The sequence below is a fragment of the Woodsholea maritima DSM 17123 genome (assembly GCF_000382325.1).
GTDB classification, from domain to species: domain Bacteria; phylum Pseudomonadota; class Alphaproteobacteria; order Caulobacterales; family Maricaulaceae; genus Woodsholea; species Woodsholea maritima.
This window is the reverse complement of sequence record NZ_KB908056.1, coordinates 273,722-295,785: the sequence shown is the minus strand read 5'-3', so window position 1 is coordinate 295,785 and position 22,064 is coordinate 273,722. Positions and strand designations below refer to the sequence as shown.

Here is a 22,064-nt window from a genome sequence, read left to right as displayed (position 1 = left end):
GTTCTAGAAATCACCCAGAACGGCCGCCATTTTCGCCTTCAAGGTCGCAGCGTTAAAAGGCTTCACGATGTAATTGTTCACACCTGCCTTCTTCGCCGCCACAACGTTTTCCGTTTTTGATTCGGCCGTGACCATGATGAAGGGTGTAGAGCGAACAGAATCATCCGCGCGCACTTTTTTCAATAACTCGTAACCTGTCATCGGCTCCATGTTCCAATCGGAAATCACCAAACCGTAACTTTGCTTCTTGATTTTCTCGAAGGCTTCTTGGCCATCCGAGGCCTCATCCACATTTTCGAAACCAATCTGCTTAAGCAGGTTGCGAATAATGCGCACCATTGTCTTGTAGTCATCTACCACAAGAATCGGCATCGACATTTCGACAGCCATGCCCCAACCTCCATCCAAATTAAACCGATACCAGACCTTCTCACGCCTCTCACAGCTAAGAAGATCCCCGCCAGTGAGACTAAAGGCTAGACAAGCGCGGTCAAAATTCGGTTAAACACTGCGCTTCAGGTGGAGAAAAAGATACATGAGTGACACACAAGGCTTCGGATTGGACGAATTATGGGTGGGCCAAAGTGCCCAAATCGAGCGTCTGGTCGATGAAACAACAATTGAGAAATTCGCTGAAGTTTCAGGTGATTACAACCCGCTTCACATGGATGAAGCCTATGCGGCGAAGTCCGCATTTCGCGGCCGAATTGCCCATGGTGCATTAGTTGCATCTTTTGTGTCTTGTGTCCTGGGAAGTCACCTTCCAGGGCCTGGCGCGGTGTTTGCGGGCATGTCTATGCGCTTTTCCAAGCCCGTTCGCATCGGCGATACAGTGATTGCGCGCGCCACAATTAAGGATATTGATGTTACCAAACGCCGGGTAATCCTGGAATGTGTATGCTTGGTCGATGATGAGATCGTGATGGAGGCGGATGCCGAAGTTATGGTGCGAAAGCGTCGCAAAAAATCCGCAGATTAACGCATTACCCTAAATCCTAAGGCATTTCGTTATGGCGATAGACACGGCCCGGATCCTCTCTGGATGGACGACCCTGCACGATGATGTGCGCGGGGCTGTGATTGGTTTGGGTAATTTTGATGGCGTGCATAAGGGCCATCGTGCGGTGCTGGCCCGCGCGCAAGTGATCGCTCAGAGCTTAAACACGCGTTGGGGCGCTGCGGTCTTCACCCCGCATCCGCGCCAATGGTTCGCGCCCGATGCTGCGCCCTTTCGTTTATCGAGCGATGCCCAACGCGCGCATATTCTGTGGATGTTAGGGGCGGATCCGATTGTTCATCTGCCCTTTGATGCCCATCTCTCGGCAATGGAGCCTGAGGTCTTTGTAAAAACCGTCTTGGTGGATGGGCTGGGTGTGCGCGGTGTCGTGACCGGGGCGGATTTCTGCTTTGGCAAGGGCCGTGCGGGCAATGCCGATACTTTGGCCCATCTCGCGACGCGTTATGGCTTTGCGTATCATGCTCTTGAACCGATCATGGATGATGCGCGCGCTGGTGAGGGGGAGAAGGTCTCTTCCTCTATGATCCGTGAGGCCCTGCGCGAAGGCGATCCGCGTCTGGCCAGAACCTTGATGGGCCGACCCTTTACCATTGAGGGCCTTGTCGATCATGGGGACAAGCGCGGGCGTTTGCTGGGCTTTCCCACCGCCAATATCGCTTTGGGTGATTATGTTCGACCCAAATTCGGCGTCTATGCGGTGCATGTCTACCACCCTGATCGCGAGCGGCCTTTAATAGGGGTTGCCAATTTGGGCGCGCGTCCCACCGTCAACGGCACACAAGAGCGCCTGGAGGTGCATGTCTTTGACTTTGAGGATGATCTTTATGATCTGACCTTACAGGTGGCCTTGCTGGACTTTATTCGCCCGGAGCAAAAATTTGACGGGCTGGAGGCTTTGAAGGCCCAGATTGCGCAAGATTGTGCCCAGGCGCGCGCCTTGTTAGAGCGGCGTTAAAAGGGGCTGTGATCGCCTGTCATCCTTGGCTGGACGCTGGGCATGGGCCCTGTTAAACCTTGTTTCATGATCTATGCTTGCACGATAATCGGCCTACGAATTATGGGCCCGGGCCGCGCCTGATCCGTTTGAAGCGGAGCGCTGCGGTGCCGGGATATATCTTGCACGCCTTTACGTTTCTTGATTTGTTGGGCCTTAACGGCTCACCCATAGGACACCCGATCCATGACCGATATGATCGACACTTCTGCTGGCGCAACCGGCGAAGCCTCTGCACGCGACTATAAAGACACGCTGTTTCTGCCCACGACGGATTTTCCGATGCGCGCGGGCCTTCCCAAGGCTGAGCCCAAATGGTTGGAACGCTGGAACGCGATTAAGCTGTATGAGAAAATGCGCGCCACCAAAGCCGGTCAAGAGCGCTTTGTGCTGCATGATGGTCCGCCCTATGCCAATGGCCATATCCATATCGGAACCGGGCTCAACAAGATCTTGAAAGATTTTGTGATCCGTACCCAACGTATGAGTGGCAAAGACGCCCCTTATCGTCCGGGCTGGGATTGCCATGGTCTTCCCATCGAATGGAAGGTCGAGCAGGCCTATCGCGAAAAAGGTAAGCGCAAAGACGATATACCCATGGCGGAGTTCCGCCGTGAATGCCGGGCCTATGCGCAAAAATGGCTGGATGTGCAGCGTGAAGAGTTCAAGCGTCTGGGCGTGGAAGGCGAGTGGCATGATCCCTATACCACCATGGCCTATGATGCAGAGGCCGCCATCGTCAATGAATTCCTGACCTTCGTTGAGAAGGATCTGGTCTATCGCGGCTCCATGCCAGTGATGTGGTCGCCGGTGGAGCAGACCGCGCTCGCCGAAGCGGAAGTGGAATACCAAGATAAAGTCTCGACCCAGATCTGGGTGCGCTTTCCCCTGCGTGCGGTGAAGCAAGATGGGGTCGCCATCCCTCACGCGCTGGCTGGGGCGCATGTCGTGATCTGGACGACCACGCCTTGGACCATTCCGGCCAACCGGGCGGTATGTTATTCCAAAGCCATCAATTATGGCCTTTACGAAGTCACGGCCGTTGATACCGAGATGGATTTCATGCCCTGGACCCGTCCAGGTGATAAATTGATCGTGGCGGATAATCTGTGGGAAGACGTGGCCAAGGTGGGCTTTGTCAAAGGCTGGCGGCGCTTGAGCGATGTCAATCCAGAGGGCCTCATCTGCTCGCATCCCTTTGCCAAGCTTGATCGCTTCTGGGATTACCGTGTGCCGATGTTTGCTGGCGATCATGTGACCGCTGATGCGGGTACGGGCTTTGTCCATACCGCACCCGGCCATGGTGCGGACGACTATGTCATCTGGATGCAGCATAAAGACTGGCATGATCTTAAAGAGCCGATCCCCCACACTGTGGGTCCGGATGGGGCCTATCTCGAGCACATTCCTTTCTTTGCGGGCGAGCAGATCATCCGCACAGAAGGTAAAAAAGCCGGTCAAGACGGTAATGCCAATAAGCTGTCCATGGCGAAATTGATCGAGGCGGGCTTATTGTTGGGCCGGGCTCAACTGACCCACTCTTATCCGCATTCTTGGCGCTCAAAAGCGCCGGTGATCTTCCGCAATACCGCGCAATGGTTCATCGCCATTGATAAAGCGATGGAGGACGGGGAAACCCTGCGCGATACGGCTTTGCGCGCCATTGATGATACGCAATGGACGCCTGCTGTGGCCAAGAACCGCATCAAGTCGATGGTTGAAGGGCGTCCAGACTGGTTGATCTCACGCCAGCGCGCCTGGGGCGTGCCGCTGACTTTGTTTGTCAATAAAGCCACGGGCGAAATCCTGCGCGACCCGGATGTCAATGCGCGCATCATCGCGGCCGTGCGTGAAGGCGGGGCCGATGCCTGGTTTGAACATCCCGCCAGCGAATTCCTGGGCGAGGCATATAACGCCGACGCGTTCGAGCAAGTCTTCGACATCTTGGATGTGTGGTTTGATTCCGGCTCCACTCATGCCTTTGCCCTGCGTGAAGGCGAATGGCCGGCCGATGTCTATCTGGAAGGCTCTGACCAGCACCGCGGCTGGTTCCAATCGTCTCTGCTGGAAAGCTGCGGCACGCGTGGACGCGCGCCCTATAAGCAGGTTCTGACGCATGGATTTACGATGGCCGAAGACGGTCGTAAAATGTCCAAGTCTTTGGGCAATACCGTCGCTCCGGCTGCGGTTGCGGAGAAATATGGCGCGGATATCTTGCGCCTGTGGGCGGCCAGCTCGGATTATTCAGGCGATTTGCGCATTGGTGAGGCGATCTTGCAATCCTCCGTCGATGCCTATCGTAAGCTGCGCAATACGCTGCGTTATCTGTTGGGTGCGCTTCATGGCTTTAGCGAGGACGAAGCGGTTGAGCTGGCACAGATGCCCTCGCTGGAGCGCTTCATGCTCCATCGCTTAAGTGAGGTGGATGAGGCCGTGCGCAAGGCCTATGCGGCCTATGACTTTAAGCGCGCCTGGGCGGCTTTGTTTAATTTCTGTGTCAATGATTTGTCGGCCTTCTATCTCGATGTGCGTAAGGACAGCCTTTATTGCGATCGTCCGGACGCGATCCGGCGTCGGTCCGCCCGCACGGTGATGGCGAAGGTGTTTGAGCATCTAACCTTGTGGTTGGCCCCCTTGCTGCCCTTCACCGCCGAAGAAGCCTGGCAGGATCGTTTCGCCAGCGAAGACGGCTCTGTCCATCTGATGGATTTTGCCCCTGTACCCGCCGAATGGCGCGATGAGGCGCGTGCCGACAATTGGGCGGCCATTCGTCGACTGCGCCGTGTCGTGACCGGCGCGTTGGAGTTGGAGCGCCGTGAAAAGCGTATCGGGTCCAGCCTGGAAGCGGCCCCGGTCGTGTATTCCACGCATCCAAGTTATGCCGAGGCCCTGAAAGCTGAAGCCGGTGATGAGGTCTTGGAAGACTTCCTCGCCGATATGGCCATCACCTCGCAAGCGCGCCTGGTCGAAGGGGCCTTGCCGCAAGGGGCGTTCACCTTGGACGATGTCAGTGATCTGGGCGTTGTGGTGGAAAAAGCCCAAGGGCGCAAATGTTCGCGCTCTTGGCGGATCCGCCAAGATGTGGGCGCGGATGCGCGTTATCCCGATCTCTCCGTGCGCGATGCCGATGCCGTGGCACACTATGACGGTGTGAACTAAACGCGCTTTGGCGACTTTATAAAAAGAGGCAATGGTCATCATTGCCTCTTTTCTATTTAAAGCCATGGGCCTAAAAGAGTATCAGCTTGGAGGTGAGGGATGTTTCGTCGTAAACGCAGTGGCGGCTTATTGCCGGTCTATGGTTTCACAATTGCGGGCGTGGTCCTGATCCTTGATCAGCTCAGCAAATATTGGATTACGCAGATCCTTGATCTCGATGCCGGCGGTCCCGGTGCGCAGGTCAAGGTGTTAGATCCGATCTTTAACCTCACCATGGTGTGGAATCGCGGGGTCAGCTTTGGCCTCTTCACCGCGGACAGCCTGTGGCAGCGCAGTGTTCTCATCGGCTTTTCCCTGGCGGTATCAGCCTTTTTGGTCGTATGGATGACCAAAACCACCCGCGCTTTACAGGCGCTGGCCTTTGGTCTCATCATTGGTGGGGCGGTGGGCAATGTCATCGATCGGGCGCTTTATGGCGCGGTCGTTGATTTTCTGGACTTCTCAGGGCTTTACTTCCCTTATGTCTTTAACATCGCCGATGCCGGAATTTGTGTCGGGGTTGCCTTACTTTTTGCTGATTTGTTGTTTAACTCCGACGATGCTCGGCGTTAAAAACGCCTCGAAGATGCCATGGGCCCTAGGCATGGGGCCTAAGCATCTGTTAAGTGTTGATCACAGTGGATTTTAAAGGAGCGACCTTGCCATGCGCAGCCGCACCCTCATCGCGACGTCCTTGATGGCCCTTTTGGGGGCAACCGCCTGTACGTCAGGTGTTCGCCAAGCCCTTGGTACCGAGAAAACCACCCCGGATGAATTCCGCGTGGTCACCATCGCGCCTTTGTCCGTTCCGCCAGAATATAATCTGCGCCCACCGCGTCCGGGTGAATTGCGCGCCGAAGACGTGTTCGTTGATCAACAGGCCCAACGCGCGCTTTTCGGCAGCATTAGTGATGGCACCGCAACCGATGCGGAAATCCTGTTCGCGTCTCGCGCCGGTGCCGCTCAGGCCAATCCTTCGATCCGCGAGTTGATTGATGGGGAAACCGCTGCCGTGGTGCGTAAACGCTCTGCCTTCGCAGATCGTGTTCTGTTCTGGCAGAATGACAGCTATGCCCCGCCGGCTGATCGCCCTGATGCGCTTGATCCAGAGGCTGCACAAGCCCAGATCGATTCCGTGACCGGTGGTGGTCAGGTTGAGATCGAGCGTCGCCGCGAAAACCGCCGCAAATTGCCTGGTCTATAAGTCTTAGGCTTAGGCTTCGGTTTTGGAATTGAAAAACCCGGCTCGATTGAGCCGGGTTTTTTGCTGGGGTGAACCGCGTGCTGGCCTTGACCGACTCACCGCGCGAGGGGAGGGTGAGGCCATGAGCAAGATCCGTCGATTATCGCCTGAAACCGTCAACCGCATCGCTGCCGGTGAAGTGGTTGAACGCCCTGCCTCCGCCTTGAAAGAATTGGTGGAAAACGCCCTGGATGCCGGGGCCACTCGCATTGATGTGCGCGCCGAAGGCGGCGGTTTAGTCCGTTTGGTGATTGAGGATAATGGCTGCGGCATGGATGGCGATGAGATGCGCCTGGCGGTGGAGCGTCATGCGACGTCAAAACTGCCCGTGGGCGAAGATGGCCAGGATGACCTTCTTCATATTGATACGATGGGCTTTCGTGGTGAGGCCTTGCCCTCCATCGGCTCGGTCGCGCGGTTATCACTCCTCTCTCAGAACGCAGATTTAGGCGAAGCCTGGCAGCTGAGTGTGGAGGGCGGCGTTTTGGAAGGCCCTCGTCCGGCCCCGCCGTTGGGTCGGCGCGGGACACGCGTTGAAGTGCGCGATCTTTTCTATGCGACGCCCGCACGGTTGAAGTTCTTGAAGTCGGAACGCTCTGAATCGACTGCAATTGCCGACACGCTGAAGCGCCTGGCGCTGGCGCGCGCGGATGTGGGGTTTTACCTTACGGTGGATGGACGTTCACGCCTCTCTCTTGTCGCCGAAACTCATGAAGACCCGGCCCAGGCGCGTAAGGCGCGTTTATCGGCGTTGCTGGGCGGGGATTTCGGTGAGAATGCGCTGGAGATTGATCAAGAGCGCGAGGGCGTGCGCATTACCGGCTGGGCGAGCCTTCCGACCTATAATCGCGGCTCGAACCAGCATCAATATCTGTTCGTCAATGATCGCCCGGTAAAGGATAAGCTGATCGTGGGCGCGGTGCGCGGGGCCTATCAGGACTTTTTGGCCCGTGATCGTCATCCCGTAGTGGCGCTTTATGTCGATCTTCCAACCTCGCAAGTCGATGTCAATGTTCACCCCGCCAAGGCGGAAGTCCGCTTTCGCGATTCCGGTCTGGTGCGCGGTTTGATCGTCGGGGCGTTGCGCCATGCCCTGGCGGGCGCTGGCCATCGCGCCTCAACGACCGTCGCGCATTATACCTTGGGCCGGGTGCAAGCCGGATCGAGCCCACAGCCCAGCGGCGGGCTTTGGGGATCACGTGGACCGGCGGCCTATGGGGGTGGCTATCGTCCCAGCGCGGAGATGCGCGAGGCTCAACACAGTTATGACCAGGTGCTGGCCCCAGATGCTTTGGGCGCTGGCGAGGGCGTGGAGGCGCGTTTCATCGATGGCGCCTCGACCCGGGTTGAGCCCACAGCCGGATTTGATCATGAGGTCCATGATGGACCCGCGCCTGCAGAAGATCCGTTGGGGCGGCCCTTGGGGCTGGCGCGTGCGCAGCTGCATTCGACCTATGTGATCGCCCAGACCCATGATGGCTTGGTGATTGTCGATCAGCATGCCGCTCATGAACGCCTGGTCTATGAGCGCATGAAAAAGCAGATGGCCGAAACCGGGGTTTCGCGCCAGGCCTTGCTGGTGCCTGAGATTGTCGAGCTGGACGAGGCTGAGGCGCAAAGGGTGTTAAGCCGCGCCGATGAGCTTGCCGAATTGGGCCTTGTGATTGAAGGCTTTGGCGCGGGCGCGATTGCGGTGCGTGATGTGCCCGCACTCTTGGGTGGACGTTTGGACGTCCAGGGGCTTATTCGCGATCTGGCCGATGAGATCGCGGAATATGATGAGGCTTTATCGCTTAAAGAAAAGCTGGAAGAGGTGGTTGGCACCATGGCCTGTCATGGCTCGGTGCGCTCAGGTCGGCGCTTGAATGCCCAAGAAATGGATGCCTTGTTGCGCGAGATGGAGGCTACCCCCCATTCGGGTCAGTGTAATCATGGCCGTCCGACTTATGTGGAATTGAAACTGGCTGATATTGAGCGCCTCTTCGGTCGAAGATAGCGCGCAACAGGTGGGATTTAATCGAGCTCAAAGATCGCCTCGCTCTGACGCGCTCAAGCGATGTTGAGCTCGTCATCCGTGTGCAGGGTATCCTCTAAATCTGTAAAAATCTCGACCGCTTCAGTGGAATCGACGGCCATCATCACGCCATCACGGAAACGGAAACTCCAAAAGCTGACCAAATGGGTAATGGCGGCTAAGTGCTCACCTGTATTGATAAACATTTCGGGCGCATTGAGCAGGAAGTTGCGGAACGCCAAAGGCTCATTGCGCTCGACCAGGCCATTGAAGGCATCTTTATAGCTTTCCAGATCGCGGCGCACGGCTTCGGCGCGAGCATTGGCTCCCTCAAAGACCCGGTCGCGTAGGCGGTCTAATTCCTTCATCTGATGGGAATCGGCATTGGAAAAGCGCATGGAGAACAGGTCTTCGGCAATCGGGGCTAATTGATCTTCGATCTGGGTCCATTGCCATGTATAATAGAGAAACCCTTTCCAGCCATACATGCCTTCAGAATAGTCTTTTTCAGACAGACGCATGGCATTGCGCAGCGGCATCAAGGCTTCATTGGTCATATCCGACATCAACAGCTCAGCCAGCTTATTGGCGATGCCATGGGCGTTCGTGGATTGGCCTTTGAAGGTCAATTCTACCAAGCGTTTAATCTGATCGCTGACATGTTTTTGCATGCGCGCCATATCGGCTTCGGAGACGTCGAAATAGCACCGGGCCACTTCGCGGCCGAGATTATTAAAGCGCTCACGCAGCAGATAAGGATCAAGCGAAGGCAGGCGCGATATTTCATCCAAGGTTTGCATATCCTGGCGGAAATCAGGATTGGTCACGGCCTTGCCCAGGGTTTCCGACAGCATGCGGCTGGCATCGGGTTGCTCTACGAAGACCGACAGCCCTCCTACGCGTAAATTCTCGGTTGAGAAGGGCAAGATCACTTTGGTAGCGGTCAGGCGGTGCAGACGCATCTGCATGCGTTCACGCGGGCGCATGGTATGCTTGATGATAAAACAGGCATTGAGACGGGTCGAGCGAAACAGCGGCTTTTCGGTATATTCGGGCGTTTTGCTATAGCGGTCTTTCACAGAGAGAAGATTGAGAATGCGCGCCGTAGATCCGCTATCGCGGATCATCGCTAAATTCCCGGCTTTTGCTGATAAACTGCTCATATCTGTGCCGCGCCTTTACACCCGGGATCGCTTTACGCGCCCATTCTTATTCCAGATTAGGGATAATGTGCGCGAAGACGGGTAAAATTGAGGTGAAGATAGCGTGCGTTAAATGAGGTTATTCAGCCGAGCGTTCTAAAAACAGCACCCGTGCTGCGCCATATTCGGCTTCATCCAGGGTCGTCCAGCCGGAAATCTCCGGATGTTCCTCCACGCCGACCTCAAACATGGCTTGGGCGCGTTCGCTGACCCAGCCCCCTTCGATAAGGCGCGCGAGGGCCTTTTCGCCCAGGCCCTGGCCATAAGGCGGGTCGAGAAAGACGAAGTCAAAGGGCGCGCCCAGATTGGCCGGTTTATCGCCCAGCGCCGTGGCATCACGCCGGTGGATGCGGGTATTGCCGAACAGCATCAAGGTTTCAACATTATCACGCAAAGCCCCGCGCGCGGCGGTATCGGTTTCCACGAAAAGGCAGAATTTTGCCCCGCGCGAGAGGGCCTCAAAGCCCAGCGCGCCGGATCCCGCGAACAGGTCGATAATGCGCTTGCCGTCCAGGCCCGCACTCCAGGGGGCATGGGCGATTTTATTAAAAATCGCTTCGCGCGCGCGGTCCGCCGTGGGCCGTGTGGTGCGCCCTTTAGGGGCCACCAAAGGGCGGCCTTTAAACTGTCCCCCGACAATTCTCATATCGGTTGGCCATCCTTGTCGATTTTATAGATTTTACCCAATTGATCACGCAGGACCGAGCGTTTGATCTCCTCGGTCTCGCCTTTTTTAAGCGCGCCCAATTGAAACGGGCCATAGGCGGTGCGCAGCAAGCGGTTCACGGTGAGGCCCACCGCGGCGAGCACTTTACGCACTTCGCGGTTCTTACCCTCTTTCAAAGAGACGGTTAGCCAGACATTCGATCCGGTACGCCGATCAACCTCAACCTCGATTGAGCCATATTTGACCCCTTCAACGGTGATGCCGTCTTTCAATTTCGCCAGATCACTGTCTTTGGCATTGCCATAGGCGCGCACCCGGTAGCGCCGCGTCCAGGCGGTGGAGGGAAGCTCCAGCGCCCGCGCCAGTTCGCCATCATTGGTCAGCAAAATCAGACCTTCAGAATTAAGATCCAGGCGCCCGATAGAGATCACCCGGCCCATATCCGGGGGCAGATTGGCAAAGACGGTTTCGCGCCCCTGGGGATCGGAATGGGTGGTGACACGGCCAATCGGCTTATGATGGCGCCAAAGCCGGGTTGGAGGGCGTTTGGAGATCGGCTCTCCATCCAGGCAGACAATATCGTCGGGGGTCACTTTATGGGCGGGGGTTTTTAACACCTTGCCATTGACGCTGATCCGTCCAGCTTCGATCAGACGCTCCGCTTCGCGCCGCGAGGCGACCCCGGCATGGGCGAGAACCTTGGCAATGCGATCGCCGCTATCAGGGCTGGCGGAGGGGGGTGAGGCTTTATTCACGCTTGATCAGGCTCCCGAAGGTGAGTAAGCGAAGGTATGACCCCAACGCGCGAAGAGATGTTTATGCGCCTGGCGCTGGACGAAGCCCGTCTGGCGGCCAAGGCTGATGAAGCCCCCATCGGGGCGGTGATTGTCGATCCGGCCACAGACGAAGTCCTGGCGCGCGGACATAATACGCCGATTGCGAGCTGTGATCCAACGGCCCATGCTGAATTGACTGCGATCCGTTTAGCGGGCGCAAAGCTGGGCAATTATCGCCTGATGGGGTTAGAGCTTTATGTCACCTTGGAACCGTGTGCGATGTGCGCGGGGGCCATTTCACATGCGCGCCTGGGTCGGGTAATCTATGGCGCAGGCGATGAGAAGGGCGGCGCGATTGACCATGGCCCGCGTTTCTTTGCGCAACCGACCTGCCATTGGCGCCCAGACGTGGTGTCCGGGATTTGTGAAGAAGTGAGTGCAGATCTGTTACGCGGCTTCTTCAAAGCCAAGCGCGAGGCGGCAAAGGCCTTGAAACGTGAAGGGTAAGGTTTAGGCCCAGCCCAGCCACATAAAGATGCCGCGAAATGCCCCAAGGGGCGGGATCAGCACGTCAAAAATCACCCACAGCCATTTGGAAAACATCACATCGCGGATCACGGCCGTAAACCATCCGGCCAGCGCGATAATGCCGGTACAGCCTGAAAAACACCCTGAGTTTTCATATTCAATACGGATCATGGGCTGAAATGTAGGCGCTTGACCGGGTGTGCGCTAGAGCCGGACGTCTAAACCTTCCTTAACCTTGGGCCATTCATCCGCGAGGATGGAGAAATAGACCGTATCGCGCCGCTCGCCCGTCCAGGTGAGGGTGTGAGAGCGCAAAGTCCCTTCACGCACCGCGCCCATCTTGGTCATCGCCGCTTGGGAGCGTAGATTTTTATGATGGGTCTTCAACTCTACCCGCGCTGCGCCGCAGGCAAAGGCATGGCTGAGCAGGGCATGTTTGGCCGCCGGGTTAACCCGCGTGCCACGCGCGCGCGCTTCATACCAGGTCCAGCCGATTTCAACGCGCGCATGGGGCGGGGCGATCATCATATAGGCGCTGTGGCCGACATGGCTGTTATAGGCTTTGCAATAGACGCCATAGCTGATCTGTTCGCCTTTGATTTGTTGATCAAGCATCCAGTCAAACCAACCATCAAAATGCGCACCATGGCCGAGCAGGGTATTGAAGGCCCAGATCTCTTCTTCTTGCGCGAGGGGGCGCAAAATCTCGCGGTGATCTTCGCGCAAGGGCTCCAAGCGGACATGGTCGTTTTCAAGCAGGATCGGGGTCAAATGCATGGTGAAAGCCTTAACCAAGAAATAGAGAGAGGCCCCTTAGCACATAGATCGCGCCAATGACGCTCACAATGCGTTTCGTCCAATGTCGAAAACGATTTTCGCTCATCCGCTCTAAGAGGCGTCCACCCAGGAAAGTGCCCGCTATGGAAAGCGGGGCGGCCAGGGCGATAATCCAAAGCAAATCCTTATCGGTGCTGTGAAGAGCGGGTAGGATATAATAGGCGATCTTAACCCCATGGGCGGCGATTTGGCTGGTCGCTTTGGTGGCTACGATGGCGCGCCGATCAAGCGCGGTATGCTGAAAAAACACATCGAGCAGCGGCCCTGACACCCCGGCAATGACGTTTAATCCTGTGACGATTGCACCGCAGATCGTCGCCTGTAACGGGTGGGCGGCGTTGAGGTGAAACCAGGATTTGGGCAGCCATATCCATAGCGGAACCAGTCCCAGGATGATGAAGGTCAGCGCCTTATCCAGCTTAAAGGTGATCAGAAGTAAAATCGCGCCTGCGGTCAGGGAGCCCATAAGATAGCGCGCGATAAAACTCCATTGGATATGGCGATGTAGGAAGAGGGCGCGTGATCCATTGGCCAGGCTCTGGATCGCGCCATGGATCACCATCGCACTGGACAGCGGCAAGAGGGCCAGCAAGACCCCCATCAGGATCAGCCCCCCTGCCATGCCGAAAATGGCGGATATAAAAGACGTTGCCAGCGCCGTAAGGAGAATTATGATGAGCGACATGCAACCTCAAAGGGCGTCTTTTGAGCGAGAGGGGCTGAGTATGGATAGAGATCCACAATTGCCGGGTAAAAGTCTACCCGAGCCGAAAGTTCTGATGCAAACCTTGTTGGCCATTGCGGTCATTGTTGGGGCGGTCTTTATCATCTATCTTTTGGTGTATATGGGGCTGGAGCTCAACAAGACCCTACGCACGCCTTTAATGGCGCTTGAAGGTAGTCAAAACGCGATTGCCCGCCATGAGCGTGGTTCGCAAGTCTTGGAAGGCTTGCAGGACGCGCTTTTGCCCATGATCGGCATCTGGGTCGGGACCGTGTTGGCGTTTTATTTCTCACGTGAGAATTTCAACGCCGCCGCGCGTAATGCCGAACGCATGGCGCGGGTCGGGATCAATCAAGAACAAGCCCAGCTTCAAGCGCTGACTGTGAGCGATGTCATGATCCGGCGGGGGCAGATGCGGGTCTTCAAGGGTGAAAAAGACGATCCGATGGAGGAAAGCCTGACGACGTTGAAGCTGTTCTTTGATGAACATGCTGGGCTTAACCGCGCTTTGATCATGAAGGAAGACCGCCCCAAGTTGGTCATCCATAAATCGTCTTTGCTGGAGCGTTTACAAGGACCGGGCGTGATGCGCTTTGCCATGGCGGACGCCGAGAATGAAGTGACGATCAAGGCCTTTGTCGAAGAACCCGCGTGGAGCTGGCTCAGCCATGCTTTTATCTGCGTGAAGGCCAGCGATAGTCTGGACACGGTGAAGCGGCGCATGAGCGTACGCGATAAATGCGCTGACGCCTTTGTCACCGAAAGCGGGGACGAGGCTGGAACGGTTGTGGGCTATCTCTCTGATGTTGATATCACCCGTGCTTTACAGGTTTAGGGCTCAATCGATTTGGACCTAGTCGATCTTGCCTAGCCCGGCGGCGAGGCGCTGGGCGACCCGGCGGGTTAAATCGGGCGGATTGATAGGCAGGCGCCCATCCAGGCGCAACATGGCCAGACCATGGACCAGCGACCAGGCCGCGGCTGCATCAATCTGCGCCTCATCACTGGTGGGGGCATGGGCGCCACACAGCGCGGCGGTTTTCAGCAAATGCTCAAACGACATCCGGCTTTCACGCACATAGCTGGCCTCATCTTGATCCAAAGTGTCTGAGGGGCCGAACATCACCCGGTACAGCGCGGGATAATCCTCAGCAAAGCGGATATAAATCACGCCCAGTGAGGTGAGGCTATGGAGAGGGTCTTGCTCTTGCGGGGCATGGGTTAGACGCCGGTTGAGGATGTGAAAGCCGTGGGCCGCCACGGCCGCCATCAATCCGGACTTGCCGGAAAAATGCGTATAGGGCGCAGCCTCACTGACCCCTGCCGACCTGGCGACCGCGCGCAGGCTGACCTTCGCCAAACCATCGCGCTCTAACAAATGTAAAGCACAATGGATCAGGGTCTCACGCAGATCAGATGATGGTTGTGCACCCTCGCTCATTTGATTCTCCATCCTTTTTTTACCTTGCGCAATAAATTGAACAGAATCAATCTTGCCAACTTAACAGTGTTAAGTTACAAGTGTGCGCATGAATAACCCACAGGCGGAACACAGCCCTTTGGAGTGCCTATGAGTTTTTTGATATTGATGAGTGTGATCGCGTTGATCAGCTATATCCCACAAGCAATTTGGGGGGATAAGCGTGATTGGCGCATGGCGCTGCGCCAGGGTATGGGCGGGGGCTTTCTCTATACCGGGATTGATCATTTCCTGCGCGGGGCGCAGCGCTATCAGCCGATGATCCCGGATTATCTTGCGCCCTATGATTATGGCCTGGTGGCGATGTCGGGCGGGTTGGAATTGGCCGGAGCGATTGGGCTTCTTATGCCTTTGGCGGGCTGGCGTTTGGCTAAACTGCCAAACTTACGTCCTGTCGCCGGGGTGGGACTGGCCATGTTGCTCAGCGTCATGGTGATCGCCAATGCTCACATCGCCGAAACCCAAGCCCAGGTCGCTGGCATGAATTTTGGCGACGCCTATTTTGCCCTACGCCCGTTGTTTCAGCCCTTTATCGTGCTGTGGGCCTTGATCGCGTCTGAAGCGGTGATGGCGCGAAAGGCTTAACCCCCCTTAGGGCATGTGGATCTGGATATGCCCGCGCTCGTAAAACTCTTGGAAGACGGCGCGGGTCATGGCTTCGCTTTCATCAGAGAGCTGCGCGCCGCGCTCGCTCAGAGCTTTGAGGCAGGATTTTATACTGCGTGAGCCATCGGCCACGGTCAGAAAAAGCTGGCTGGCCAGGGACAGCGGATGGATGGTGCCCAGATGATGGGCCAGAACCGGCCCGGCCTTGCCCGTGGCAATCGGGCCTTCAATCTCCAGATAGGGTGAAGGGATTGGGACATAGGTCCAGAACGCTTCGGACGTGAAATCCGGGGTGAAGCGTTTGGGATCGCACGCTTTCTTGCGCAACCAAAACAAATGACGGCCATTACCTTGGGTTAATTGATCCATGGCGATGGCTTGATCACGCGGCGAGAGCTTTAAGCCCGTCTCGCGCAAAGGATGACCGGGATTGAGCGTGCTCATCACGCTATAGCGATGACGATCGCTCCAGCCTTGAAACTGTAGATCTGCCGCCTCAGCCAGATCATAAATATCGCGGACATCGAAGGCCGTATCCTGGGCGTTGAGGAAGGTATCGACGAAAGCTGCATCGTCCTCCAGCTCTGGGGAGATCGCGATATAACGCTCCACCGCATGGCCTTTGGGCAGATGCTGAAGAGCCTCGCGCGCCAGGGCGATATCTTTTTTGCTTTGGCCCAATCCCATGGCTTTAAACAGGCTTTGCACCATATAGACCCCGGTGCGCATGGCCTTGCCATAGACCATCAGGTGGAGGACGCCATCGTCCTTTAAGGCGTTTGAGAGCGCCCTGACCCCGGCCACAGGGTCGGGTAGGTGGTGAACGACGCCGCTGCACAAGATATAGTCAAACGCTTGCCCTAAGCTTGCGACATCAAACAGGCTGAGGCGTTTAATCTCTAGATTATCCAGGCCGTGATGGGCTTTTAATCGGCGACTTTCGGCCAGGCTGGTTTTGGCGATATCAATGCCTACGACCTGACAGGTCGGATTGCGCCAGGCGGTATAGGCCGCTTGAAAGGTGCCACATCCCGCCACCAGGATGGACAAGGTGCGCTCATGGCCCTCCGGCCAGATATTGAAAAATTCAAAACTGGGGTCACCCAGCAAAAATCCGCCCGGTTTGGTAAAATCATCCAGGGTTTTGATCGGAGTGGGATAAGGCCAGTTTTCGTATTGATTCTGAACCTTTGGATTGTCATGCACAGACAATACCATAACCGCCTCCAAAAATGACTTCAGCCCAAGCTAGGCCTGGGCTGAAGATTCGCACAAGGTTTATTTAGATTTTGTCTTAGTCGTTGCGATAAACCGTGCCGCGCGCCATGACGAAATCCATATCTTGAAGCTCACGAATATCGGCTAGGGGATCACCATCTACCGCAATGATATCCGCCGATTTGCCCGCTTCTAAGGTGCCCAGATGTGCGCTGAGTTCCAGATGATCGGCAGCATTAAGAGTGGCGGTGACAATCGCCTCCATCGGGGTGAGGCCCGCTTCGACCAACAGCTCGAATTCACGCGCATTCAGGCCATGACGCGACACCCCGGAATCCGTCCCGAAAGCGATCGCAACCCCGCCCTCATGGGCACGCCGGGCCATTTCGATCATCATCGGGCCGACCAAACGCGATTTTGCCCGTTGAAAAGGCGTCATCCAGGCCGCGGTTTCGGCCATTTCTGCAACGGTGACACCGGCCAGAACGGTAGGTATCAGATAAGCATTATTGCGCTTGAACAGGCGAATGGAGTCTCGGTCCAGATAAGTCCCGTGCTCGACGGAATTGCCGCCAGCCTCAAGAAACGAATTGATCCCAGTCACACCATGGGCGTGGGCGGTCACTTTACGCCCCATCATATGGGCGGCTTCAACGATAGAGGCGAGTTCGTCATCAAAGAATTGTTGCTCAACCCCGGCTGCGGTGTTGGAGAGCACCCCGCCGGTTGCCGTGATCTTGATGACATCCGCGCCGCCGCGCACCAATTCGCGCACCGCCCGGCGACAATCGGCAGCGCCATTACAGGCCGCGCGCGAGGTAAGAAGGTCCATCACTTCGCTGGAATAGCCATTGATATCGCCATGCCCGCCGGTGGGCGTGACCGCAGGGCCAGAGACCCGCATGCGCGGGCCGGGAATATCCCCGGCATTGATGCCATCGCGCAGCGCCGTGACCGCATCCAGATTCCCGCCCACATCCTGCACGGTGGTAAAGCCCGCCATCAAGGTCGCGCGGGCAAATCTGGCTCCATCAATGGCGCGATCCGCACTGCTATCGGTCACCGTCATCAAGCGGCCATTGGGGTTCAGCTCGCTGGTCATATGGACATGGCTGTCGATGAAGCCCGGCATGACCCATTGATCTGTAAGATCAATGATTTCAGCGCCCTCTGGGCTGGCATAGCCCGCCTCAACGCGCTCAATCACTCCATCGCGGACATAGATGGATTGCTCTGCTTGGAAGGGTTGACCTGGAATAGTCAGGACATGCCCGGCATGAATGACTTGCAATGACCCGTCTTGGGCCAGGCTCTGGCTGGTGATCGCGCAGGCGATCAAAGCGCTCGAGGCGAGCAGCTTTGCGGTTGTGTGGAACATAGGATCCTCCCCTTTTTTATAGGGGATATGTGAAGCGCCTGAGCGGGAAAAGTCAAATAACAAGCGTGAGACTGTCATAATGTGGGCATTGCCTAACGCCGAGATTACACGAGCATAACCTCGAGATTAAAGGATCAGACCCTACGGCTTTGTAATTTGAAACTTTATGTGCATCGCGGCAAAGCTCGAAGGGATCGTTGTTGACGATCGTTCCCTTTTGATGAGCTTAACCCGCGGGGTCAAACCCGCGGGTTCTTTTTTCTCGAAGGCTTTGATTTAACGCTCCAGCGCGCGCCAGGCGATATCTCGTCGGCAAAAACCTTCGGGCCAATCAATCAGATCAACCCCCTGATAGGCGTGATAGACCGCATCTTTGAGGTCCTCACCCAGGGCGGTGACGTTCAGGACGCGCCCCCCATTGGCCAGGATCGCATCATGAGGGCCCATTTTGGTTCCCGCATGAAAAACCATGACATTGTGAAGGGCGTTGGCTTCATCAATGCCGCGAATTTCGCTGCCCTTGTCATAGCTGTCAGGATAGCCATTGGCCGCCATCACTACGGTAACGGCCGGTTCGCTGCTCCAGCTTAAAGGGGGCAGATCACTTAAGCGGCCTTGCCCGGCGCAGGCCAAGAGATAGGGCACAATATCGCTTTCCAGGCGCGCCATCAGGATCTGGCATTCTGGATCGCCAAAGCGGACATTGAATTCCACCAGGCGCGGGCCGTTGTCATCAATCATCAGACCCGCAAAAAGAACCCCGCGATAGGGCGCACCCACATCCGCCATGGCTTTGATGCAGGGGATGACAATCTCATCCATGGCGCGCTGGCGCATGGCTTCATCCAGGATCGGCGCGGGCGAATAGGCTCCCATGCCGCCGGTATTGGGGCCTTGATCGCCGTCAAAGGCGCGCTTGTGATCTTGCGCGCCATCGAGCGCAATCACGCTGTCGCCATCGACAAGCGCAAACAGGCTCGCCTCCTCACCGTGCATAAACTCTTCGATGACCAGGCGCTGGGATGCAGCCCCGAATTTTCCGCCCAGCATGGCGTCAATTTCGGCTTCGGCTTCGGCGCGCTCGTTCAAAATAACAACGCCCTTACCCGCGGCCAGACCATCGGCCTTCAACACATAGGGCGGTTCAACCGTGTCGAGAAACGCTTTGGCCTCAGCGGCATCAGTGAAATTACCATAGCGCGCGGTAGGGGCTTTGGCCTTGTCTGCGATCTCTTTTGTGAAGGCTTTGGAGGCTTCCAAGCGCGCGGCGGCCTTGTTGGGGCCAAAGCATAAAATCCCTAAGGCTTCAAACCGGTCGGTGATGCCCTCGACCAGCGGCGCTTCTGGGCCCACAACGACCAGGCCGACGCCTTCATCCTGGGCCAGCGCGATCAGTCCTTCGAGATCATCGGCCTTCACATCGACGCAGCGCGCGACATCGACCATGCCTGCATTGCCGGGTGCGACGATGACTTCATCCACTAATGGGCTTTGAGAGACCTTCCAGGTCAACGCATGTTCACGGCCACCACTGCCAATGACGAGCACTTTCATGAGGGGGTCTCCTTAACGGTCGTAAGTAAAGGGGGTGGGCGCAGCGCACACAGTCGCAGCGCGCCCATCGTTAAAGAAGGGCCATAGCGCATGGAAGGCCCTTGGATCTAGTCCTAAGGCTCAGCGCGGCGAAATTGATCGGGGATTAGCGCGGCAGGCTGGCTAAAAAGCTTTGCGCGCCCGAGAGGTTCGCGGTCACGAAGTCCCGCGCCAGGCTATCACAGCGGCCAAAGCGGCTTTGCGCCTGGGAATAGCTATCGCGCTGAAGGCCAATCATCAGCGCTTGGCTGTGGCGTGCGCCGACCCGCTCATCCAGCAGCGAATTCATGGCTTGGGTGGCATCTTCTACAACCCGGCGCAGGGTGCTGGTCTCCCCCGATGACAGCACATCACAGGCCTCGTTAACGAAATACGCGACCGTTAAAGCGCTATAATCATCCATCAACCGCTGGGCTTCGGGGTCATCGCGCAGGACGGTCATCTGCGCCATGGCAGGTGACGTCATTGTAAATAAAGCGCAAATCAAAAATAAATGGCGCATCTCGACCCCCTCTTGATGTCCAAGCACCCTAGTGATGGCAGATAGTTGACGTGTTCGTCAATTGTCGAATTAGGTTAATGCACGAATGTTTGCCTCCGCCCCCCGATCTGGGTTAAGCTTAACCTGGCTTTCCAATAAACCTTTGATTGATTATGGCAATTACCAATTCCCCTGAATATTCCGTTTCGGAGCTGTCTAACGCCCTCAAGCGCACGGTCGAGGAAACCTATGATCATGTGCGGGTGCGCGGGGAGTTAGGCCGGGTCACGGTGGCCAAATCCGGTCATGTCTATCTGGACATGAAGGATGATAAGGCCGTCATCGACGCGATTATGTGGAAAGGTGTCGCCAGCCAATTATCATTCCGCCCGGAAGAGGGGTTGGAAGTGGTGGCCACGGGGCGGCTCTCGACCTTTCCGGGACGGTCAAAATACCAGATCATCATTGAAAAGATGGAGCCTGCAGGCGCGGGCGCGCTGATGGCGCTGCTCGAAGAGCGCAAGAAAAAACTCGCCGCTGAAGGTCTGTTTAGTCCCGATCGTAAGCGCGCCTTACCCTTCTTGCCCCGGGTGATTGGCGTTGTGACCTCGCCCACGGGCGCGGTGATCCGCGACATCCTGCATCGTTTGGATGATCGCTTTCCGCGCCATGTCCTCCTCTGGCCGGTTCTGGTGCAGGGTGATAAAGCCGCAGAGCAAATCGCGGCGGCGATTGAAGGCTTTAATGCGATTATGCCGGGCGGGGCGGTGCCGCGCCCTGATCTGTTGATCGTGGCGCGCGGCGGTGGCTCGATTGAAGATTTGTGGTGCTTTAACGAGGAAATCGTGGTGCGCGCGGCCGCAGCCTCTGAAATCCCGCTCATTTCCGCCGTGGGCCATGAAACCGATACCACGCTGATTGATTATGCCTCGGATCGGCGTGCGCCAACCCCAACCGGGGCGGCAGAGATGGCGGTGCCGGTGCGCTTGGATCTGCTGGAGCGTTTGGATGGTCAGCGCCAACGCCTGGGCGCGGCGTTGCTGCGCACCTTAGAGCATAAGGGCGCGGATCTGCGCGCAGCGGCGCGTGGGCTACCGCGCCCGGATAGCTTGATCGCAGATAAAACCCAAAGCCTTGATTATCTGCAACGCCGCTTAGGCCCCGCACTACAGAGCGGGATGGAACGCCGCGCTAATCGCTTAGCCTTGTTAGAGGTGCGCCTGCGCCCCGAAGCCATGGCGCGCGATGTGGCCGAGCGGATGCGCCGTCTGGAGGATCTGTCGCGGCGTTTAAAAGCTGGGTTGAGCCAGCAGATCGCCCCGCGCCGCCAAGGCTTGCAGGCCAGCGCCCAACGCTTGGTGCCCCAGCGTTTGGCCCGTATGACCAAGGATAAGGGCGATGCGCTAAGCCAGATGATGGCGCGTTTGGGCCGTGCCGGTCAGGCCCAGTCAAAGGCGCAGGCCCTGCGATTGAAAAGCCTCTCGAGCCAGCTTGAAGCCTATTCCTATCAGGGCACTTTGCAGCGCGGTTTTGCCCTGGTGCGCGATGAGGCGGGCCATGTGGTACGCGAGGGTCGGGCTTTGGCGTATGGCACGGGGCTCAGCCTTACCTTTGGCGATGCGACGCGTCAGGTCCAGGTGTTGGGCGAGGGCGATGTCATTGCACCCAGTCCAAGTGTGAAATCCAAACCGCGCGCAAAGGCGAAACCCCAAACTCCACCTGAACAAGGCAGCTTGTTTTAGGGGTGATGGACCCCGGATCAGGTCCGCGATGACAGGGTTTTTAGACGCGTCCTCGCTGCGCTGCGCGCGGTATCTCTTTAATGCCCTAACGGCTGTCGCCTACTTGAGGGCGGTCGTCCTTGCGACCCTTCGGGTCGACCTGTCATGCCAGACTTGATCTGGCATCCATGCCGTGAGCTTTCAGTATATTTCTAATCGACCAGAACTTGGCTCAACGCGTCCGGCATGGACCCCAAATCAAGTTTGGGGTGACAGATAAGATAAGTCCTCCCCTGCGAAGCGGGGGAGGTGGCCGGTACGGCCGGAGGGGGCATTTTTTTTCTTAGCTTTTCAATAAATACTGTCATCCCGGACGAACGATAGTG

22 protein-coding genes are annotated in these 22,064 nt (G+C 56.9%); 10 read left to right on the top strand and 12 right to left on the bottom strand.

The features are described from left to right. Nucleotides 1-3: 3 nt before the first annotated feature. Nucleotides 4-390 (bottom strand): response regulator, encoded by a 387-nt coding sequence (locus H151_RS0101490; RefSeq protein WP_019959851.1) that lies wholly within the window; start codon nucleotides 388-390, stop codon nucleotides 4-6. 145 nt (nucleotides 391-535) lie between these two features. Here H151_RS0101490 and H151_RS0101485 point away from each other — a divergent pair, with 145 nt between their 5' ends. The 6 genes from H151_RS0101485 (at nucleotide 536) to mutL (ending at nucleotide 8,449) form a co-directional block, all read left to right on the top strand. Beyond that, nucleotides 536-979: a MaoC family dehydratase gene (locus H151_RS0101485; RefSeq protein WP_019959850.1), complete on the top strand. Its 444-nt coding sequence runs from the start codon at nucleotides 536-538 to the stop codon at nucleotides 977-979. Between the two features lie 31 nt (nucleotides 980-1,010). Then, nucleotides 1,011-1,973, top strand: coding sequence for a bifunctional riboflavin kinase/FAD synthetase (locus tag H151_RS0101480; RefSeq protein WP_019959849.1), 963 nt, complete (start codon nucleotides 1,011-1,013; stop codon nucleotides 1,971-1,973). A gap of 225 nt (nucleotides 1,974-2,198) precedes the next feature. Beyond that, the gene (gene ileS / locus H151_RS0101475; RefSeq protein ID WP_019959848.1) at nucleotides 2,199-5,171 is read left to right on the top strand and encodes an isoleucine--tRNA ligase; all 2,973 of its coding nucleotides are present in this window, start codon (nucleotides 2,199-2,201) and stop codon (nucleotides 5,169-5,171) included. 99 nt (nucleotides 5,172-5,270) lie between these two features. After that, nucleotides 5,271-5,783 (top strand): signal peptidase II, encoded by a 513-nt coding sequence (gene lspA, locus H151_RS0101470; protein ID WP_019959847.1) that lies wholly within the window; start codon nucleotides 5,271-5,273, stop codon nucleotides 5,781-5,783. A gap of 91 nt (nucleotides 5,784-5,874) precedes the next feature. Further along, nucleotides 5,875-6,414: a DUF3035 domain-containing protein gene (locus H151_RS0101465; protein WP_019959846.1), complete on the top strand. Its 540-nt coding sequence runs from the start codon at nucleotides 5,875-5,877 to the stop codon at nucleotides 6,412-6,414. Nucleotides 6,415-6,535: 121 nt separating this feature from the next. Then, a complete protein-coding gene (mutL, locus tag H151_RS0101460; RefSeq protein WP_019959845.1) occupies nucleotides 6,536-8,449 on the top strand; it encodes a DNA mismatch repair endonuclease MutL in 1,914 nt (637 codons plus the stop codon). 53 nt (nucleotides 8,450-8,502) lie between these two features. On the opposite strand, the gene H151_RS0101455 is transcribed toward mutL, so the two are convergent. The 3 genes from H151_RS0101455 to H151_RS0101445 all read right to left on the bottom strand — a co-directional run bounded on the left by H151_RS0101455 (nucleotide 8,503) and on the right by H151_RS0101445 (nucleotide 11,091). Beyond that, nucleotides 8,503-9,630 (bottom strand): hypothetical protein, encoded by a 1,128-nt coding sequence (locus H151_RS0101455; RefSeq protein ID WP_019959844.1) that lies wholly within the window; start codon nucleotides 9,628-9,630, stop codon nucleotides 8,503-8,505. A gap of 118 nt (nucleotides 9,631-9,748) precedes the next feature. After that, complete coding sequence (gene rsmD, locus H151_RS0101450; RefSeq protein WP_019959843.1) at nucleotides 9,749-10,315, bottom strand: 16S rRNA (guanine(966)-N(2))-methyltransferase RsmD; 567 nt, start codon at nucleotides 10,313-10,315, stop codon at nucleotides 9,749-9,751. Then, the gene (locus tag H151_RS0101445) at nucleotides 10,312-11,091 is read right to left on the bottom strand and encodes a pseudouridine synthase (RefSeq protein WP_019959842.1); all 780 of its coding nucleotides are present in this window, start codon (nucleotides 11,089-11,091) and stop codon (nucleotides 10,312-10,314) included. Before H151_RS0101445 ends, rsmD begins: the two co-directional genes overlap by 4 nt. A gap of 36 nt (nucleotides 11,092-11,127) precedes the next feature. Here H151_RS0101445 and tadA point away from each other — a divergent pair, with 36 nt between their 5' ends. Continuing rightward, entirely contained in the window at nucleotides 11,128-11,619 is a 492-nt protein-coding gene (gene tadA / locus H151_RS0101440) for a tRNA adenosine(34) deaminase TadA (protein ID WP_019959841.1), read from the top strand. A 3-nt stretch (nucleotides 11,620-11,622) separates the two neighbouring features. Here tadA and H151_RS0101435 read toward each other — a convergent pair whose 3' ends face one another. Genes H151_RS0101435 through H151_RS0101425 form a run of 3 tightly spaced genes read right to left on the bottom strand, consistent with a single transcriptional unit; the run spans nucleotide 11,623 to nucleotide 13,162 of the window. Further along, nucleotides 11,623-11,811, bottom strand: coding sequence for a hypothetical protein (locus H151_RS0101435; RefSeq protein ID WP_019959840.1), 189 nt, complete (start codon nucleotides 11,809-11,811; stop codon nucleotides 11,623-11,625). Between the two features lie 33 nt (nucleotides 11,812-11,844). Beyond that, nucleotides 11,845-12,417: a GNAT family N-acetyltransferase gene (locus tag H151_RS0101430; RefSeq protein WP_019959839.1), complete on the bottom strand. Its 573-nt coding sequence runs from the start codon at nucleotides 12,415-12,417 to the stop codon at nucleotides 11,845-11,847. A gap of 10 nt (nucleotides 12,418-12,427) precedes the next feature. Next, on the bottom strand, nucleotides 12,428-13,162 hold the full coding sequence (locus H151_RS0101425) for a TSUP family transporter (RefSeq protein WP_019959838.1): 735 nt from the start codon (nucleotides 13,160-13,162) through the stop codon (nucleotides 12,428-12,430). Between the two features lie 40 nt (nucleotides 13,163-13,202). Between H151_RS0101425 and H151_RS0101420 the strand changes: the two genes are divergently transcribed. Continuing rightward, entirely contained in the window at nucleotides 13,203-14,036 is an 834-nt protein-coding gene (locus H151_RS0101420) for a CBS domain-containing protein (RefSeq protein ID WP_169336688.1), read from the top strand. A gap of 18 nt (nucleotides 14,037-14,054) precedes the next feature. Here H151_RS0101420 and H151_RS0101415 read toward each other — a convergent pair whose 3' ends face one another. Next, complete coding sequence (locus H151_RS0101415; RefSeq protein ID WP_019959836.1) at nucleotides 14,055-14,642, bottom strand: TetR/AcrR family transcriptional regulator; 588 nt, start codon at nucleotides 14,640-14,642, stop codon at nucleotides 14,055-14,057. 129 nt (nucleotides 14,643-14,771) lie between these two features. Here H151_RS0101415 and H151_RS15145 point away from each other — a divergent pair, with 129 nt between their 5' ends. Continuing rightward, nucleotides 14,772-15,266 carry a DoxX family protein gene (locus H151_RS15145; protein ID WP_019959835.1) on the top strand — a complete coding sequence of 165 codons (495 nt, stop codon included), beginning with the start codon at nucleotides 14,772-14,774 and terminating at the stop codon, nucleotides 15,264-15,266. A gap of 6 nt (nucleotides 15,267-15,272) precedes the next feature. On the opposite strand, the gene H151_RS16760 is transcribed toward H151_RS15145, so the two are convergent. The 4 genes from H151_RS16760 to H151_RS0101385 all read right to left on the bottom strand — a co-directional run bounded on the left by H151_RS16760 (nucleotide 15,273) and on the right by H151_RS0101385 (nucleotide 19,978). Continuing rightward, on the bottom strand, nucleotides 15,273-16,505 hold the full coding sequence (locus tag H151_RS16760; RefSeq protein WP_019959834.1) for a class I SAM-dependent methyltransferase: 1,233 nt from the start codon (nucleotides 16,503-16,505) through the stop codon (nucleotides 15,273-15,275). Nucleotides 16,506-16,581: 76 nt separating this feature from the next. Then, the gene (locus tag H151_RS0101400) at nucleotides 16,582-17,883 is read right to left on the bottom strand and encodes a metal-dependent hydrolase family protein (protein WP_019959833.1); all 1,302 of its coding nucleotides are present in this window, start codon (nucleotides 17,881-17,883) and stop codon (nucleotides 16,582-16,584) included. A gap of 276 nt (nucleotides 17,884-18,159) precedes the next feature. After that, entirely contained in the window at nucleotides 18,160-19,437 is a 1,278-nt protein-coding gene (purD, locus tag H151_RS0101390; RefSeq protein WP_019959831.1) for a phosphoribosylamine--glycine ligase, read from the bottom strand. Between the two features lie 145 nt (nucleotides 19,438-19,582). Further along, a complete protein-coding gene (locus H151_RS0101385) occupies nucleotides 19,583-19,978 on the bottom strand; it encodes a hypothetical protein (RefSeq protein ID WP_019959830.1) in 396 nt (131 codons plus the stop codon). 152 nt (nucleotides 19,979-20,130) lie between these two features. Here H151_RS0101385 and xseA point away from each other — a divergent pair, with 152 nt between their 5' ends. Further along, complete coding sequence (gene xseA, locus H151_RS0101380) at nucleotides 20,131-21,699, top strand: exodeoxyribonuclease VII large subunit (RefSeq protein ID WP_019959829.1); 1,569 nt, start codon at nucleotides 20,131-20,133, stop codon at nucleotides 21,697-21,699. The last annotated feature ends 365 nt before the right edge of the window (nucleotides 21,700-22,064 follow it).

What these genes read in the sequence shown, in the direction of transcription:
- H151_RS0101490 (WP_019959851.1), bottom strand. Translation starts at nt 390, where the DNA reads ATGGCTGTCGAAATGTCGATGCCGATTCTTGTGGTAGATGACTACAAG.
- H151_RS0101485 (WP_019959850.1), top strand. Translation starts at nt 536, where the DNA reads ATGAGTGACACACAAGGCTTCGGATTGGACGAATTATGGGTGGGCCAA.
- H151_RS0101480 (WP_019959849.1), top strand. Translation starts at nt 1,011, where the DNA reads ATGGCGATAGACACGGCCCGGATCCTCTCTGGATGGACGACCCTGCAC.
- ileS (WP_019959848.1), top strand. Translation starts at nt 2,199, where the DNA reads ATGACCGATATGATCGACACTTCTGCTGGCGCAACCGGCGAAGCCTCT.
- lspA (WP_019959847.1), top strand. Translation starts at nt 5,271, where the DNA reads ATGTTTCGTCGTAAACGCAGTGGCGGCTTATTGCCGGTCTATGGTTTC.
- H151_RS0101465 (WP_019959846.1), top strand. Translation starts at nt 5,875, where the DNA reads ATGCGCAGCCGCACCCTCATCGCGACGTCCTTGATGGCCCTTTTGGGG.
- mutL (WP_019959845.1), top strand. Translation starts at nt 6,536, where the DNA reads ATGAGCAAGATCCGTCGATTATCGCCTGAAACCGTCAACCGCATCGCT.
- H151_RS0101455 (WP_019959844.1), bottom strand. Translation starts at nt 9,630, where the DNA reads ATGAGCAGTTTATCAGCAAAAGCCGGGAATTTAGCGATGATCCGCGAT.
- rsmD (WP_019959843.1), bottom strand. Translation starts at nt 10,315, where the DNA reads ATGAGAATTGTCGGGGGACAGTTTAAAGGCCGCCCTTTGGTGGCCCCT.
- tadA (WP_019959841.1), top strand. Translation starts at nt 11,128, where the DNA reads ATGACCCCAACGCGCGAAGAGATGTTTATGCGCCTGGCGCTGGACGAA.
- H151_RS0101435 (WP_019959840.1), bottom strand. Translation starts at nt 11,811, where the DNA reads ATGATCCGTATTGAATATGAAAACTCAGGGTGTTTTTCAGGCTGTACC.
- H151_RS0101430 (WP_019959839.1), bottom strand. Translation starts at nt 12,417, where the DNA reads ATGCATTTGACCCCGATCCTGCTTGAAAACGACCATGTCCGCTTGGAG.
- H151_RS0101425 (WP_019959838.1), bottom strand. Translation starts at nt 13,162, where the DNA reads ATGTCGCTCATCATAATTCTCCTTACGGCGCTGGCAACGTCTTTTATA.
- H151_RS0101420 (WP_169336688.1), top strand. Translation starts at nt 13,203, where the DNA reads ATGGATAGAGATCCACAATTGCCGGGTAAAAGTCTACCCGAGCCGAAA.
- H151_RS0101415 (WP_019959836.1), bottom strand. Translation starts at nt 14,642, where the DNA reads ATGAGCGAGGGTGCACAACCATCATCTGATCTGCGTGAGACCCTGATC.
- H151_RS15145 (WP_019959835.1), top strand. Translation starts at nt 14,772, where the DNA reads ATGAGTTTTTTGATATTGATGAGTGTGATCGCGTTGATCAGCTATATC.
- H151_RS16760 (WP_019959834.1), bottom strand. Translation starts at nt 16,505, where the DNA reads ATGGTATTGTCTGTGCATGACAATCCAAAGGTTCAGAATCAATACGAA.
- H151_RS0101400 (WP_019959833.1), bottom strand. Translation starts at nt 17,883, where the DNA reads ATGTTCCACACAACCGCAAAGCTGCTCGCCTCGAGCGCTTTGATCGCC.
- purD (WP_019959831.1), bottom strand. Translation starts at nt 19,437, where the DNA reads ATGAAAGTGCTCGTCATTGGCAGTGGTGGCCGTGAACATGCGTTGACC.
- H151_RS0101385 (WP_019959830.1), bottom strand. Translation starts at nt 19,978, where the DNA reads ATGCGCCATTTATTTTTGATTTGCGCTTTATTTACAATGACGTCACCT.
- xseA (WP_019959829.1), top strand. Translation starts at nt 20,131, where the DNA reads ATGGCAATTACCAATTCCCCTGAATATTCCGTTTCGGAGCTGTCTAAC.